This is a genomic window from Dictyoglomus sp. (assembly GCF_049968615.1).
Classification (GTDB): Bacteria; Dictyoglomota; Dictyoglomia; order Dictyoglomales; family Dictyoglomaceae; genus Dictyoglomus; species Dictyoglomus turgidum.
On the sequence record NZ_JBMFQK010000002.1, the window covers coordinates 185,175 to 200,647 of the forward strand.

13 protein-coding genes, 1 tRNA gene, 1 other RNA gene and 1 other annotated feature are annotated in these 15,473 nt (G+C 34.3%); all 15 genes read right to left on the bottom strand.

What is annotated here, in order from left to right; genetic code table 11:
* Position 1 precedes the first annotated feature (1 nt).
* Entirely contained in the window at positions 2-3,781 is a 3,780-nt protein-coding gene (locus ACP5QL_RS03125) for a secretin N-terminal domain-containing protein (RefSeq protein WP_428125344.1), read from the bottom strand.
* A 1-nt stretch (position 3,782) separates the two neighbouring features.
* A complete protein-coding gene (locus tag ACP5QL_RS03130) occupies positions 3,783-4,367 on the bottom strand; it encodes a hypothetical protein (RefSeq protein ID WP_012583397.1) in 585 nt (194 codons plus the stop codon).
* A gap of 13 nt (positions 4,368-4,380) precedes the next feature.
* Positions 4,381-4,962 carry a type 4a pilus biogenesis protein PilO gene (locus ACP5QL_RS03135; RefSeq protein WP_012583396.1) on the bottom strand — a complete coding sequence of 194 codons (582 nt, stop codon included), beginning with the start codon at positions 4,960-4,962 and terminating at the stop codon, positions 4,381-4,383.
* Complete coding sequence (locus ACP5QL_RS03140) at positions 4,959-5,513, bottom strand: PilN domain-containing protein (protein ID WP_428125347.1); 555 nt, start codon at positions 5,511-5,513, stop codon at positions 4,959-4,961. The genes ACP5QL_RS03135 and ACP5QL_RS03140 overlap by 4 nt, the downstream gene beginning before the upstream one ends.
* 3 nt (positions 5,514-5,516) lie before the next feature.
* Positions 5,517-6,506 carry a type IV pilus biogenesis protein PilM gene (gene pilM, locus ACP5QL_RS03145; RefSeq protein ID WP_272994920.1) on the bottom strand — a complete coding sequence of 330 codons (990 nt, stop codon included), beginning with the start codon at positions 6,504-6,506 and terminating at the stop codon, positions 5,517-5,519.
* Between the two features lie 75 nt (positions 6,507-6,581).
* Positions 6,582-7,775, bottom strand: coding sequence for a hypothetical protein (locus tag ACP5QL_RS03150; protein ID WP_428125350.1), 1,194 nt, complete (start codon positions 7,773-7,775; stop codon positions 6,582-6,584).
* Complete coding sequence (locus ACP5QL_RS03155) at positions 7,765-8,319, bottom strand: prepilin-type N-terminal cleavage/methylation domain-containing protein (RefSeq protein ID WP_012583392.1); 555 nt, start codon at positions 8,317-8,319, stop codon at positions 7,765-7,767. Before ACP5QL_RS03155 ends, ACP5QL_RS03150 begins: the two co-directional genes overlap by 11 nt.
* Positions 8,316-8,705 carry a hypothetical protein gene (locus tag ACP5QL_RS03160; protein WP_012583391.1) on the bottom strand — a complete coding sequence of 130 codons (390 nt, stop codon included), beginning with the start codon at positions 8,703-8,705 and terminating at the stop codon, positions 8,316-8,318. The genes ACP5QL_RS03155 and ACP5QL_RS03160 overlap by 4 nt, the downstream gene beginning before the upstream one ends.
* The gene (locus tag ACP5QL_RS03165; protein WP_272994917.1) at positions 8,680-9,159 is read right to left on the bottom strand and encodes a type II secretion system protein; all 480 of its coding nucleotides are present in this window, start codon (positions 9,157-9,159) and stop codon (positions 8,680-8,682) included. The genes ACP5QL_RS03160 and ACP5QL_RS03165 overlap by 26 nt, the downstream gene beginning before the upstream one ends.
* Before the next feature lie 7 nt (positions 9,160-9,166).
* A complete protein-coding gene (locus tag ACP5QL_RS03170; RefSeq protein WP_272994915.1) occupies positions 9,167-9,931 on the bottom strand; it encodes a prepilin peptidase in 765 nt (254 codons plus the stop codon).
* Positions 9,931-11,847 (bottom strand): threonine--tRNA ligase, encoded by a 1,917-nt coding sequence (gene thrS / locus ACP5QL_RS03175; RefSeq protein WP_272994913.1) that lies wholly within the window; start codon positions 11,845-11,847, stop codon positions 9,931-9,933. The genes ACP5QL_RS03170 and thrS overlap by 1 nt, the downstream gene beginning before the upstream one ends.
* Before the next feature lie 54 nt (positions 11,848-11,901).
* Positions 11,902-12,125 (bottom strand) — a binding site (T-box leader).
* Positions 12,126-12,129: 4 nt separating this feature from the next.
* Positions 12,130-12,204: transfer RNA gene (locus ACP5QL_RS03180), tRNA-Val, on the bottom strand.
* 25 nt (positions 12,205-12,229) lie between these two features.
* Complete coding sequence (ruvX, locus tag ACP5QL_RS03185; RefSeq protein ID WP_273333438.1) at positions 12,230-12,655, bottom strand: Holliday junction resolvase RuvX; 426 nt, start codon at positions 12,653-12,655, stop codon at positions 12,230-12,232.
* The gene (gene alaS / locus ACP5QL_RS03190) at positions 12,652-15,249 is read right to left on the bottom strand and encodes an alanine--tRNA ligase (protein ID WP_428125362.1); all 2,598 of its coding nucleotides are present in this window, start codon (positions 15,247-15,249) and stop codon (positions 12,652-12,654) included. The genes ruvX and alaS overlap by 4 nt, the downstream gene beginning before the upstream one ends.
* Before the next feature lie 39 nt (positions 15,250-15,288).
* Positions 15,289-15,464, bottom strand: a non-coding RNA gene (ssrS, locus tag ACP5QL_RS03195) — 6S RNA.
* Between the last annotated feature and the right edge of the window lie 9 nt (positions 15,465-15,473).

Below are 15,473 nucleotides of genomic sequence, written 5' to 3' on the forward strand. Positions count from 1 at the left end.
CTTATTGCTCAATAAGTTTTGGTGTAATTAGTATAATAAGCTCTCTTTCCACTTTCTGAGTCTTTCTTGCCTTAAACAGTTCTCCTAGTATAGGTATATCTCCAAGAAGTGGTACTTTTGACATACTATCTATTTCCTCTTGTCTCAACAAACCTCCAAGAGCAAGAGTTTCACCATTTTTGAGATTGACAATTGTCTGAGCCTCACGAGTAGAAATTATAGGCACATCACTTACATAGCCTTGAATTGTACTAACCTGAGGATTTATATTAGCTGTTATGGTTCCATCAGCATTTACTGTAGGAGTGACATTTAAGATGATACCTACATCCACAAAACTTACTTGTCTATTACCTTGAGCATCATAGGAGATTAATGGAACTCTATCACCAATCATGATCCTTGTAGCCTTACCACTTAAAGTAGTCATACTGGGTTGAGCAAGTATTCTAGCTTTATTTTGAGTTTCTAATGCCCTAATGTTAGCACTAATTTGTCCTGGATTCACAATACTTACCCTGAGATCCTGCCACCCCAGGTTAGCTGTAATTTGTAATCCAGTAGAAATACTACCTGTACTCCACTCTATACCAATATCCTTAACATTTTCTCTTGATACTTCAATTACCTGTACATCAATTTTTACTTGAGGAGTAGGCTTATCAAGCTTCGCTATCATACTTTCTACAGAGGAAACTTGATCTGCTGGCCCTTGTACCAACAAAAGACCTGAGGTTTGATCATAATAGAAGCTTACATCCTTTGCTATTCCTGATACTACAGATTTTAAAGTATCCAAGGATATATACTTTAGCTTGTATTCTTTTGTAACAGTAGGAGTGCCCTCTTTTGCTGTAGTTACAGTTGTATTTAAGGGTTTGACAAAGGTTGCGGAACCAACTTTCTCAAAGGAAATATTAGTGATTCTACTTAATATCTCAAGAGTCTCAGGAAGTTCCACCCTATTTAGATAGAGATCAATCTGCCCTGTCACCTTCTGATCTATTACAAAGTTTATATCTGCCTTCTTCCCAAGTTCCCTCAATACTTCCCTTATATCTGCACTCCTTAAATCACAACTCACATATACCTTATCCCCTTCCCTCTCTACTGTAAGCAGCTCCTTCGCAACTACCGCTTCCTTCTTCTCTACATCTATCCTACTTATTAGGTCATCCAATACCTTCAAGTCATCTTCCTTACCTTGCGCAATTAGCAGCTTAGTCTTATCATCATAGCTCAAACTTAAGTTCTTTACTAAACTCCCTCCTACCCTCTCTATATCAGATAAGGTAATGTATTTTAATGCATATATCTTGGTCTTTGCTACCTCTACAGGTACTGTTACCTTCTCTTCATATGGCTTCACATAAGTCACTTTATCTTCAGTAGTTATGCTTAACTTCCCTACCCTTTGAATTATGTTCAATACCTCAGGAAGTTCCACCCTATTTAGATAGAGATCAATCTGCCCTGTCACCTTCTGATCTATTACAAAGTTTATATCTGCCTTCTTCCCAAGTTCCCTCAATACTTCCCTTATATCTGCACTCCTTAAATCACAACTCACATATACCTTATCCCCTTCCCTCTCTACTGTAAGCAGCTCCTTCGCAACTACCGCTTCCTTCTTCTCTACATCTATCCTACTTATTAGGTCATCCAATACCTTCAAGTCATCTTCCTTACCTTGCGCAATTAGCAGCTTAGTCTTATCATCATAGCTCAAACTTAAGTTCTTTACTAAACTCCCTCCTACCCTCAAAATATCTTGGAGAGTTATATATCTCAACACATATAACTTAGTACTTATTATTTGAGGAACTGTTGCTGTCTGTACTTCCTTAGGTTTTATATAATAAGTCTTGCCAACTTTTTCCATATCAAAATTAGCAAGTCTCTGAATTATGGTCAAAACCTCATCAAGAGGTACTTTATTAACAAACAGATCTACTGTACCAGAAACCTTAGGATCTATAATAAAATTCAAATCTGTTTTACTTGCAATTTCCTGCAAAACATCTCTAATATCTGACTTCTTAAGACTTGCAGTAACATAAAATACATCCCCAATTTTTTCAACCTTAACAAGCTCTTTAATCTCAATTATAGGTGAAGGAACTCCCTCAGCCTTAGGAGCACTCACCAATATTACTCCTCCCTCTCTAACCTCATAAATATATCCAGCACTCCTTACTATCAAATCGACAGCCCTATCAAGAGGAACTCTGTTAAGGGTTAAATAAACCCCTCCCGAGACATCTTTTGAAAAGATAATATTCTTACCGGACTTTTGAACTATTTCTTGAAGAATATCTTTTATATCGTCGCCCTTTGCAGTTAAAGTCACAAGATAGGTATCTTCACTTTTTTCTAATATAACTTTTCCTAAATTTTTAGCTCCTGCTATACTTTCTGACGGGATATCCAAGGTTTTAATTGTATTCTCTATTTTTGCAAATTCTGACGGTGGGGCAGAAACTATAAGCCAATTTCTTGAATCGTCAGAATCAAAGATCGCAGTCTTAGAGATTTTACTTAAAATGTCTTTCGCTTTTTGACTTTCAAAATACTTCAATTGATAAACTTTTGTCATCAAATCTCTACTTTCTATTTTTTGTAGCTTATCAAGATTAGCTACAATGATTATCTCACCTTGCTGAATATACCCTAAATCTGAGGAAGCGAGTAAGGCATAAAAAGCATCTTTAAAAGGAATATCTTTAAGGTAAACACTTATCCTTCCCTGTACTCCTATATCGGTAATAATATTCAATCCTACAAGTTGTCCCATTGCTTTTAATACATCCCTTATCTCTGCCCTATCAAAAGAGACTGATATCCTCTGTTGAAATTTATCCTTTACCTCTACGGGTTTACTTACTGTCTCCTGGGGCTTCTCTATAGGTTTTTCTTCCATGGTAGTAGTTTTAACCTCTGTTACCTTTGGCGCCTCTTCGGTTTTAGGTATTTCTGCTACTACCTTTTGAGAAGCAGGCACTACTTTCGCCAATACCTCAGAAGTCCCAATGTATAATTTATTTTGATAATCTTTAACTAACAATTGAGGATAGGATGTTTTTAAGTCTACTACTATTCTTGTAACATAAGGTTTAATAGTAAACTGAGAGACTCTGACATCAAGAATTGGACTTGAATTTACAGAAATACTTTTTGTTGCCGCTTTATTTATTGTGTTATTAACATCAATGACAAGTCTTAAAGGATTTTTAAGCAAAGATACTTTATATTCAGGCACATTATCAGAAAAATTCAAAATAATTAAATTTGGCCTATAATTTTTATCAATATTTACACTTAATAGATTTACTTCGGCTGTTTTAGTGCTCGGTTCAGTAGAGGATATGGCTGAAACGGTGGATGTTGAAGGATTTAATACCAATTTTAAAGTTCCTAACCCTGAATTATAGACATAAGTAGGTATAATACCTACGAAATTTATATTGGCAACGGCATTACTCCCACTTTGAACAAGTTCAATATTAGTAAGAAAAGCCTTATTTATATCTATAGATTTAGAGGGCATCTTAATATTTGTATTAAAAAAAGTAATAACTAATTTATTGTCTTTCTGTTGTATATCAAATTTAGGAGCCGAACTTGCAGGAGAAAAATAAAATCCAATGTTGAAACTTGCACCTACTTCATCTACTTGTACTCCTACTAAGCTAAGATTTCCTGTTTGAGCATATAATAGTGTAAAAAGAAAAACTAAAATAACACAATAAAAAACCAAGTCCTTTCCCTTTTTAAATATCAAATCATTCACCTCCCAATTTTAATGTGGCGTAAGCATTACCCCTCTTTAAAATCACCGAATTATCATTAATTTTAGAAACATAAATGTCACTTCTTAAAAGATCTCCTTCCCTCAATACATATCCTCTCTCTCCCTCTTCAATAATAGCATAACTTCGATCTCTCCCCCTTACAATTCCCGTTAACTTAAAACCACTGTACCATGTTTTAATTGGTTCTGAAGACACCTTAGGAGTCACAGAAATATTAACACTGCTGGAGGCAGCTGGTGAAGATTGAACCAGCGAGGGTTTTTTAGGAGTAAGATCAATAACAGGAATAAATGGATTACTCCTACCGAGCTCTACTGTTGAATAAGTAAATACTACTGCAGTTTGTTGGGTTAATGTCTCAAGCACTTGAGCTAAAGTATAAGTTTCCTGAGTAGTTCTCACTCGCTTAGGAGTTGTCACCACAGTTTCTTCCGATGGTGGTAATATATAATTGGTGATGACGTAATATCCTCCAATAAGACCAACTAAAACAAGAAGAATAACTAAAAACATCATTCTTTGTTTTGGATTATTAAACAAACTTTTTAAATCCATTTTTCTTTCCCACCTATTTAGTTATAAAAGTTGAAAGAATAAAAGAAAATTTCAACTCTTTTGCACTTACATCCACAGGATCTATCTTTAGATCTTTCATAAGAATCAATCTCGGTGCAGTTTTTAATTTTGCCAAGAATAATAGAAACCCACCATAATTTCCCTGAAGATCAAGACTATAAGATCTCTCCTCATAAGTTGATTTTTGCTCTTGTTGAGGTTGTTTTCCCTGTTGTTGAGTTGTAGTTTCCTGTTTAGTCGCAGGAGGTAATGGTTTAAAGCTATTAATAGAGAGCTTAGAATTCTTAGCTATGGATTCAATAAAAGCTAAAAGAGTTGGCAAATCTTCTTTAGTAGGAAGTTTTTGTTGAATTTCGGCAAATCTTTGGAGAGAATCTTTAAATTTCTCCCACTCCTCTAAACTTTTCTTATAACTAAGTTGGTATTTTAAAAGCATTTGTCTGTTAGTTTCAATGCTCTCTGTAAGAGCCACTTTTTCATTCTCTAAAGCCTTGTAGAAAACAAAATAGAAACCAATTGCGATTATAAAGATTATAATACCAATTATAACCCATTTGTTTATACTTATCTTCATTGCTCATCCCTCTTATATTGAGCCACAATTCTAAAATTTATAGAAACCAAAGGTGGTTCTCCTACTTTTTGAGCAAAACCCAAAGAAACATTTTTCACAAGATCACTCTTATCAAGTTGATCCAAAAATATAGCGATCTCTTTATAATTTAGTGCGAAGCCTTCAATATTAATATTATCAGAGGAATCTAAATTAAAGCTCTTAACCCATAAATTTTTAGGAGTTATCCTATTCAAAGTTTCAAAAAGATCAAGCCAAGATATTTCTCTTTTGGATATCTCATCTACAAGCCTCAACTTTTCCTCATACTGGGTCTTTATACTCTGCAACCTTTGAAGCTCATTGATCTTAGATTTAAGATCATTAATTTGAAACTCCAAGGACGTATTTTCATTTCTCAAATTAGCAACCTCTGAAGAAAGATTAAAATAGAGTATAACTTCTCCAAGAAGTAGAATTAAACCTACTACTGTAATTAATATGCCCAGAAAAGGTAATCTTATAGGCTCTTTTTTCTTAACCTCTTTTGGCAGTAAATTGATCCTAAACATGGTTCATAACCTCTCCCAGAAGAATAATCCGATGGGAACAACCCAGGAGTAAATATCACCTAAAAACTCTTTATCCTGCTTTTTTAAATTCAACACTAATAAATCATTTATATTAACCGAAGAACCTGGAGAAACTTCAGTATTAACATTGAGAATTGCCTCTAAAAGATCTATAAAGTCCTTATTTTTAGCATTACTCCCTGTAACTATGGCTTGATCTATGTGTTCTTCAGGAAATTGCATATAGAAGAAATTTACCGCCTCCTGTATCTTTCTAACAAAATCCTCAAGCATAAAAGACTTGGTCAAATCATCTACTTCTTCTTGTGGATTCCATTCCTCCATAACAGTGCTTCTGAAAAATAAAGGCTGATTCTCTTTTGCCACCACAAATTCTGCCACATTATCATGAGTATAGAGGTATATAGTATTTCCCTTAGGAATGTCTTTTCTATTCATAATCACTGTTCTCACCGCTGAAAAAACACTAACATCTACTAAATCAGGATCAAGATTCAGTTTTTTAACCACATCAAGATAAGGACTTAAAACTTCCTTAGGAACCGCCACAAGCATCACTCTACTTTCTTTTATATCTCCTCTCTCTACCAAAGATACAACCTGTATATCATAATTTATATCCTCAGGTGAAAGAGGAACATATCTTTCAAGCTCCCACTTTATTGACTCCCTAAGTTCTTCTTCAGGCATGTAAGGAAAATTAAAGAACCTCACAATTACATTTTGGGCTGGTATGGATATTAAAGTTTTTCCCGATTTTAATTTAAACCTCTTTAAAATACTCTTGAGCACTTCTAAAAGATAATCTGAATTGTTTAATTGACCACCTTGAATAATTTCTGGTGGAAGAGTTTCTACTGCAAAATTTTTAATTACAACCTTCTTATCTTTCCTCTTCCCCCCAAAAATGACCCTTAACGGATTACCAAATTCAATACTTAGAATTGGAACCTCAGAAGAAAATAAACTCATCCCCATTTTTCCTTTCTTTCAACCTCTCCCTGATTGGATTTTATTTTAATACAAACTTAAGAAAAATACAATACTCTATCTTTCTTGCCAAGCAAGAATTTTTAACTTAGTTTTTACAGCTTTTACAATGTTCGTTATACCATGAGTTTTAAATATGTTTTCAATATATTGTTTATTATGTCTTACAGTACTGTTTCCTCCTATACTTACGTCCTCACCTATACTGGTTCCCTCAATTATGGGATCACCATAAATAGATAAATCTTGAACTGCAGTGTCTACTTCAGCTGCATATAAAATGCCTCTTATCTTATTTCCTGTTCCCGTAATCTTAACATTACCTTTTACTATAACCATCCCTTGAAATTCCACATTTCCTGCCATTTTAGCAGAGCCTTCTATATATATTACAAGAGACCAGGTAAGCCACGTTTTTGTAGCTGAATTATACCAGTTGGGATTAGATTTGGCATAACTTACAATATCACCTATGTCTATGTTATTGCCAGACCTATATAATCCTTGAGACTGAGAAATACTTTTAAGATAACTATCATTTAAAACAGGCATAGTTAGAGTACTGTCATTAGCTATAACATCTTTTCCAAGAATTGGAGAATAAGTACCATTAATCAAAGGAGGGTTTATTAAATCCACAGGACCATTGGAATATATAGCAGTATCAAAAGAACCATCAGGGAGTCTTTCACCTTCAATTACTGCAGATTTTCCAGAAAAACTAACAGATTTCCCTGCATAAACCGCAAATTTAAAAGGGTCTAAAGAGATATCTGTATTATTTCCATATACCTCTATACTTCTTACAACCCTTGGATTAGCAATTGAAGGAATATATCCGATACTTACAATCTTATATATGGGAAAACTAACAATAATACCTCCTGAGGACATATTAGAAAGAGAATAGGTTACATTAACAGAATATTCACCTAAGGATATACTATTTAAATTTATATTTTCCTTTTTATTACCTCCATAAGTATATGTTAAAGTATAAGATAAAAGATTACTCTGACCTGATTTTCTTAAAGACAACTCAAGGAAAGCTAAATCAGGATTATTATTGATAAAATATATAGCTTGCTGAAGCCCTGATTGGGCAAGATAGAAAGCTTGATTACTCTCTACTGTTCTTTTAGTTATGGCGTATTCGGAGGGCATAAGTTGTATAATAATCATCCCAAGTAAAAACACAAAAAGGACAATCAGCACAGCAAAAATTAATTGTCCCTTCTCTTTATTTAACATAATAGACACTCCTTACTGGTAAGAAAATATTAAAGGTCAAAGTATAGTCTGGTATATTGTTCTTATCCCCATCAAATTTTAAAACTATTTCAATTAATTCTGCATTTTGGGGAGATACCAATCGTCTTGCTGAATTATAATAATAAAAAATGGGAGTCAAAATTTTAAAATCGCTTTCCGTCAAAGGGTTATTACCTACCCATAAACTCCCCTGTTTTACCTGTCTTCTTAAAATCCCATTAGAATCTACATAATATTTAACTGTAGACAAAGTTGAACTTATAGGGTTTGTTGAAAAGTCATAATAGGTGTAACTAAAAATCAAATTACTTCCATCCGAAGCACTATCAATTAGAGAAGCTTTTTTTACTTCTCTTATCATTCTTTCAGCCACAAGCCTTGCATTTCTCTGATATTGAACTTTTTTATTGATAAACTGATATCCTAAAGAACCAGTAATAAGAAAATTAACTACCAATGCTATTACTATTAGCACTATAGAAATACTTATTAAAAGCTCAACTAAGGTATAACCTTTTCTCATAATTTCGCCTTAAATAACTCAATACTCAAATTTTTATTTTCTTTTCCTTCCCTCCAAGAGTTGATTATTCTAATATATTTTCCCCAGTTAATATTGTCTAATAAAGTATACGTTATAGTATAATTTACATTTCCATAGTTTACAATTTTAGGATAATTAGATGAAAGAAAATTATCCAATGTGGTATATGTTTGGGCTAAAACTATTTCCACTTCCTTTGTTAATATATAATTCGCCATCATTAAATTATCTACCTTAGGTGCATTATAAAAAGTAACAGAATACATTTGAAGTATGCCTATGATACTTATTAAAAGTAATACACCCACTACAAGAGCCTCTAATAAACTAAAGCCCCTTTCAGTCCCAACTTTTTGGCATTTCATTACTTACATATATCCTCCCTGTTGCAGGAGTTACTATAATGTATTTTCTCACACTTTTATATGAAATTGCAATAGTTCCTCCAGAAGAAGGAATGCCTAACTTGTTAAAGTAAACATAATTGTTAGTACCAAAAACTGCCGATGTTAAATCTATATTTTCCTGTGATAAATCAATTTTTTTTATAACTTTATACATGTTTTTAACTCTATCAAAAGTTTTTACTAAAATTAAATCAGAGAATGGGTAAAAACAAACTAAATCAGGATAATCTTCCTCTTTTGTAAAAGCACCATCCCTGACCTCAACAAGACATTGCATTATCTCATAAGACTTTTGTAGCATTTTTCTCTCATCAATTATGGCAAGGCTAAAATTCAAAGTAATAGTTGCAATAATACCCAAAATTACAAAAGTCAGAAGCAACTCAATTAGAGTAAAGCCTCTATTATACATTATACATTTAAAAAAGAGAAAGATATAGGTTAATTAATGTTTTACCAAAGAATAGTGATATTAATGCTCCAATTATTAGGAAGGGACCAAAGGGAATGGCTGTTTTTAAATCTTTACCTTTTATCAATATTATCAGTAGAGAGAATAAACCACCTATAAAATAACTCAGAAATAAAGAAAGAAGGGATAATTTTATTCCAAGAAAACTTCCCAGCATAAAACCGAGTTTTATGTCACCTTGTCCCATACCTTCCTCTTTTAATATCAACAAGGCTATCACATAAATCAGTAAGAGAATTCCACCAAAAATTAAACTTCCTAAAATACCTTGAGCTAACCTTCCTTCAAACAAAGAAATAATTAATCCTACTCCTGTTCCAGGAATAGTAATCACATCAGGTATTAACATATGTTCAAGATCAATGAAAAAAACAGGAAGAAGCATAGAAAACAAAATAAGAAGTTTTAAAGTAGAAAAAGAAAACCCATATAGCCAGAATACTAATGCATAAAAAATAGCAGTAAGAAATTCTACTATGGGATATCTTGACGAAATCTTTGCTCCACAGTACCTACACTTACCTTTAAGGAGAATATAGCTTAATATAGGAATAAGATCTTTTGCAGACAACTTATGTCCACAAAAGGGACAATGAGAAGGAGGAAAAACTATAGACTCTCTTCGAGGAAGCCTATATATCACTACATTAAGAAAACTTCCCACAGCACTTCCAAGAAGGAAAAACCAAAAAGTTAACAATATCTTTATCATTAGTCAAAACCCCCGCTAAATACTTTTTTGCTTCTTATCTCTTCAAGAAGTTTGGTTACCACATAAGCTAGGTCAAACATTCCCAAGTCCTTATTATGCACCCTTACACTTACCTTATTTTCCTCCTTTTCTTTATCCCCCACAATAAATATGTATGGTACTTTTTCAGCTATAGCTTTTCTTAATTTGTAATTCAACTTAGCCTGATCTTTATCAATTTCTGCCCTTATATCATTATTTCTTAGATTACGTAATACATATTCGGCATATTCATTATGTCTCTCAGATATAGGAAGTATCCTTACTTGCTCTGGAGCAAGCCATAAAGGAAATCTTCCGCCATAATGCTCAACAAGAATACCTATAAATCTTTCATAAGACCCAAGTATAGCTCTATGAATCATAACAGGCCTTCTTTTTGTTCCATCAGGGGCATCATATGTGAGATCAAACCTCTCAGGTAAATTAAAATCTACCTGTATAGTAGGTCCTTGCCACATCTTCCCAAGAAGTCCTTTTAATCCTACATCAATCTTTGGACCATAAAAAGCACCTTCTCCTTCGGCAATTCTATATTCAATACCAGTACTTTCTAAAGCATTCTTTAAAGCTTGAGTCGCTTTTTCCCAAATCTCATCTGAGCCTATATACTTTTCAGGTTTCGTAGAGAGGGTTACCACATACTCTTTTAAACCAAAACTATCTAACATATAGAATACAAAATCTAAAACCCCCTTTATTTCATCTTCTAACTGCTCTTGAGTACAAAATATATGAGCATCATCTTGAGTAAAACCTCTAGCTCTTTCAAGACCATAAAGTACTCCTGATCTTTCATACCTATAAACCGTACCCATCTCAAAAAATCTTAATGGTAAATCTCTATAGCTTCTCACCTTGGAATTGTAAATCAAAATATGCCCAGGACAATTCATAGGCTTTACCGCATAATCCTTATCCTCCACCTGTAAGAAAAACATGTTCTCTCGGTAATTATCCCAATGTCCAGATCTTTTCCATAACTCTGCCTGCATTAAATGAGGAGTTATTACTGGAAGATAGCCTCTTTTTAAATGCTCTTTTCTTTCAAACTCCTCAATTATAAGTCTTAACATAGCCCCTTTAGGAGGATAAAATATCAATCCTGGACCTGCCTCTTCAAAAGTGTTAAATATCTCAAGTTCCCTCCCTAATTTTCTGTGATCTCTTCTTTGAGCCTCCTCTCTTTCCTCTAAATATTTTTTTAACTCCTCTTCTGAGGGAAAAGAGGTTCCATATATTCTTTGAAACATAGGATTTTTCTCATCACCTCTCCAATAAGCACCAGAAACACTTAACAGTTTAAAAGCTTTTACCCAACTTGTGGATGGTAAATGAGGTCCTCTACAAAGATCCATAAAACTACCTTGTTTATAAAAGGATATTTTTTCTCCCTCTGGTATCTCTTCAAGAAGTTCTAATTTAAAATCCTCTTTCAAATCCCTTAGAATCTTTATAGCCTCTTCCCTGGTAACTTCAATTCTTTCAATAGGTAAATTGCGATTTATTATCTCCTTCATTTTATTTTCAATCTTTTCAAGATCTTCTTGAGAAAAAGGTTCCTTTCTGTAAAAATCATAGTAAAACCCATCCTCAATTGCAGGACCAATTCCAAGTTTTACCTCAGGAAATAACTCTTTTACAGCATGCGCAAGAATGTGGGCAGATGTATGCCTATATATGTTTCTTCCTTCTTCATTCTCCCAATCAAGGAGTTCTACTAAACTCCCATCTGGAGGATAGACATTTAAATCCGAAAAAACCCCATTAATTTTAGCCCCAAAAACTCTACCTTCAAGTCCCTCCTTTTTGATCACTTCCAAAAGGTTTCCTTCTTTTTCCCATACTTTATCTTTATATTGCATCTTCCAACCCATTTTTTATCTCCTCCCTTAGCTGATATTTTAAAAAAATAAAAAAACTCCCGCCCAGTAAAGGACGGGAGTTCCCGCGGTTCCACCTTAATAAGTCCCCAAAGGGACTTTCTCTTGATCTATAACGGGATCAACCGCCAATGCTTACTCTTCCACTTAGGAATTTCAGCATGGAGCTCCAAGGTGGTGTTCACCTTTTCTCGACTTAGAAAGCCTCTCAGCCTTAGGCTTTCCTCTCTGGAAGTCAAGAAAAAGGCTACTCTCCTCTTCTTTGCCCTTAATTTATGGTGGGCGCGGGTGGGATTGAACCACCGACCCCTACCGCGTCAAGATAGTGCTCTCCCACTGAGCTACGCGCCCATGCCTTAGAGAATTATAATCTTATTTATATTTTTGTGTCAAGAGATAAAGAATCAAGATACTTCTGTAAAATTATTACTGCTGCCTGTTTATTTTTCAAAAGTTTTCGATCTCTTCTTTTTATGTCACCCTCTAAAAGAACTCTTTCAGCCTCCATAGTAGTAAATCTTTCATCCACAAATTTTATAGGCAGATTTACGACAGTTTTTATTCTCTCTGCAACATACTCTATTTTTTTTGTCTTCTCATTTTCATGTCCTCTCAGACTTATAGGATATCCTAAGACTATTTCACTAACATTGTATTCCTCTATCAACTTTTTTAATCTATTTACAAAATCTTCTTCATCTTTAATTTCCCAAACATCTAATCCCTGAGCAATTATCCTTAAAGGATCCGATATAGCAAGCCCTATATATTTTTCTCCCCAATCAATAGCAAGGACTCTCATTTCAAAAGTGTCTCTTTTAAGGCTCTCTTTATGTCCTCTATATCAGTCTTAGGTAAACTAATCTGGGCTAAGGTATCCTTTCCTCCTCCTTTACCATTAAATCTTTCTCCAATTATTTCCACAATCTTTTTAGCAGTTATTCCCTTCAAATTTACTTTTTTGCTCACCATAATTGTTCCTAAAAGCTTATTATCTGAGGGCTTAAAGAAAACCATAATTAGATTATCATTTTTACTCTTTAAGTGATCGCCAAGCTTTTTTATGGCTTCATTCTCCATATCTACATAAGTACAAATAAAGGAAAACTCACCCCAATTTTCAATCTTATTAGCCAAAACTTCCAACTCTTTCTCAATTATTCTTTCTTCAAGATCTTTTATCTTCTTTTCTTTTTCTTTCATTTCATCAATTAACTTTTCCAGTTTCACATAAATCTCATCGGGAGAAGACTTAAGTACGAAAGAGATTTTATTTAGAATTTCTTCTCTTCTCTTTTGAAACTCCCAAGCCTTTAACCCACAGACAGCAAAAATTCTCCTTATCCCACTTCCTATTCCTTCTTCTTTCACTATGTAAAAACTTCCTATTTCTCCAGTACAATCCACATGAGTACCACCACAAAGTTCCATACTTACATTATTAATTTTAATAATTCTCACATTTTTTTGGTATTTTTCCGTAAACAGAGCAATAGCTCCCATCCTTTTTGCTTCTTCTAAATTAGTCCAGAATTTCTCTACCTTATGGTTTGCTAAAATATTTTCATTTACTTTTCTTTCTATTATCTTTAAATCTTCATAGGTTAGGGGAGAATGATGGGTAAAATCAAATCTTAAAAATTCGGGAGACACTAAGGATCCCGACTGCATAACATGGGTACCTAAATATTCCCTTAGTGCTGCATGGAGAAGATGAGTTGCGGTATGATGTCTCATAGTGTGATATCTTTTCTCCTTATCAACTTCTGCCCTAACTATTTGGCCTTCTTCAAACTCTCCTTTTAAAACCTTTCCTCTATGAATAATGAAATCTTCTCCTAATCTTTTGACCTCCAAAACCATTACTTCAACTTCCGAATTATAAACCTTACCTGTATCAGAGACTTGACCTCCTCCTTCGGGATAAAAGGGGGTTTTATCCATTAAAAAGTACACTTCTTCTCCATTGGAAATCTTTTTCCCATGTTTTCCTCCAATGAAGAAGAGTACCTTACTTTCACTTTCCAAAACTTCATATCCAACAAACTCAGATTTAGGGAGAGTTCTCATAAGATAGACCTCATCATCGGAAAGAGAAATAAAACTTTCTTCAAGCTTCGCCTCCATAGAGGCTCTTGCTTTTTCTCTTTGCTCCTCCATATATTTGTTAAAACCGTCTACATCTACGACGAATCCTTCTTCCTCTGCTATCTCTTTTGTTAACTCAATAGGAAAACCATAAGTATCATAAAGTTTAAAAGCAAACTCCCCACCTACCGTTTTACTTGGAGCTTTTCTAAAGTAGTCTTCTAAGAGGGACAGACCTTGCTCTAAGGTCCTTAAAAATTGATCCTCTTCCTTTATGAGTACTTTTTGAATATAATCTTTTTTTTCTATTAAATCAGGATAAGCATCTTTCATTATATCCACCACAATAGGGACTAACTTGTATAAGAAAGGTTTCACTATACCATGTTTATATGCCCTCCTTAATGACCTCCTTATAAGTCTTCTTAAAACATAACCTCTGCCTTCGTTGGTCGGTACTACACCGTCTCCCATTAAAAACGTAATTCCTCTAATGTGATCAGAAATTAATCTTTCCGTAACAGAATCCGAATCCTTTACAATCTTCCTGATTTCCTCAATAATAGGAACAAATAGATCCGTTTCAAAAACATTACTTACCCCTTCCACCACTGTGGTGATTCGCTCAAGCCCCATACCTGTATCAATATTTTTCTGAGGAAGAGGAGAAAGTTTTCCTTCTTCATCCATATAATATGCCATAAATACTAAATTCCATATTTCCATAAATCTATCACAGGGGTCTCCAGGCTTACAATCCTCTTCATCTTTACTTTTAGGTCCAAAATCATAATAAATCTCGGAACAAGGACCACAAGGTCCAGTGGGTCCTGGGGGACCCCAGAAATTATCTTCTTTTCCTAATCTTACAATTCTTTCCTTAGGAATTCCTATCTCTTTATTCCAAATATCATAAGCCTCATCATCTTCTTCGTAAACTGAAATCCATAATTTGGATATAGGAATTCCAAGTTCTTTAGTTAAAAATTCATATGCAAAACCGATTGCCTCCCTCTTAAAATAGTCTCCAAAGGAAAAATTTCCAAGCATCTCCAAAAATGTAAGATGTCTTGGAGTTATACCGACCCTTTCTATATCAGTGGTTCGAAAACATTTTTGAACAGTAGTAATTCTCCTTTTGGGAGGTATGCCCTGACCTAAGAAATATGGTTTAAAAGGTACCATTCCAGCAGTGGTAAAAAGAAGAGTTGGATCATCGGATGGCACTAATGAGGCACTGGGCAAATGTAGATGGTCCTTACTTACAAAATAATCTATAAATTTTTTCCTTATGTCACTACTTCTCATAAGTTATAACCTCTCCTTGCAAGGTTTTATGAAATATCAAAAAGCCCCGCCGTGCCGTGGTGTGTGAGTCCTTGTGCCCCATCCCAAAAGTTGAGGCCTACCCTGCTTGGTTATGTAGCTCTTCAAGAGCCGCAATCCCAAAACAGGAGATCGGCCTCCCGAAATGAGGTGTTGAGCCAGGACCACAGCAAACACCACGCACACGGCAGGGCGCTTTTGATTAT

What these genes read in the sequence shown, in the direction of transcription:
- ACP5QL_RS03130 (WP_012583397.1), bottom strand. Translation starts at nt 4,367, where the DNA reads ATGGATTTAAAAAGTTTGTTTAATAATCCAAAACAAAGAATGATGTTT.
- ACP5QL_RS03135 (WP_012583396.1), bottom strand. Translation starts at nt 4,962, where the DNA reads ATGAAGATAAGTATAAACAAATGGGTTATAATTGGTATTATAATCTTT.
- ACP5QL_RS03140 (WP_428125347.1), bottom strand. Translation starts at nt 5,513, where the DNA reads ATGTTTAGGATCAATTTACTGCCAAAAGAGGTTAAGAAAAAAGAGCCT.
- pilM (WP_272994920.1), bottom strand. Translation starts at nt 6,506, where the DNA reads ATGAGTTTATTTTCTTCTGAGGTTCCAATTCTAAGTATTGAATTTGGT.
- ACP5QL_RS03150 (WP_428125350.1), bottom strand. Translation starts at nt 7,775, where the DNA reads ATGTTAAATAAAGAGAAGGGACAATTAATTTTTGCTGTGCTGATTGTC.
- ACP5QL_RS03155 (WP_012583392.1), bottom strand. Translation starts at nt 8,319, where the DNA reads ATGAGAAAAGGTTATACCTTAGTTGAGCTTTTAATAAGTATTTCTATA.
- ACP5QL_RS03160 (WP_012583391.1), bottom strand. Translation starts at nt 8,705, where the DNA reads ATGAAATGCCAAAAAGTTGGGACTGAAAGGGGCTTTAGTTTATTAGAG.
- ACP5QL_RS03165 (WP_272994917.1), bottom strand. Translation starts at nt 9,159, where the DNA reads ATGTATAATAGAGGCTTTACTCTAATTGAGTTGCTTCTGACTTTTGTA.
- ACP5QL_RS03170 (WP_272994915.1), bottom strand. Translation starts at nt 9,931, where the DNA reads ATGATAAAGATATTGTTAACTTTTTGGTTTTTCCTTCTTGGAAGTGCT.
- thrS (WP_272994913.1), bottom strand. Translation starts at nt 11,847, where the DNA reads ATGGGTTGGAAGATGCAATATAAAGATAAAGTATGGGAAAAAGAAGGA.
- ruvX (WP_273333438.1), bottom strand. Translation starts at nt 12,655, where the DNA reads ATGAGAGTCCTTGCTATTGATTGGGGAGAAAAATATATAGGGCTTGCT.
- alaS (WP_428125362.1), bottom strand. Translation starts at nt 15,249, where the DNA reads ATGAGAAGTAGTGACATAAGGAAAAAATTTATAGATTATTTTGTAAGT.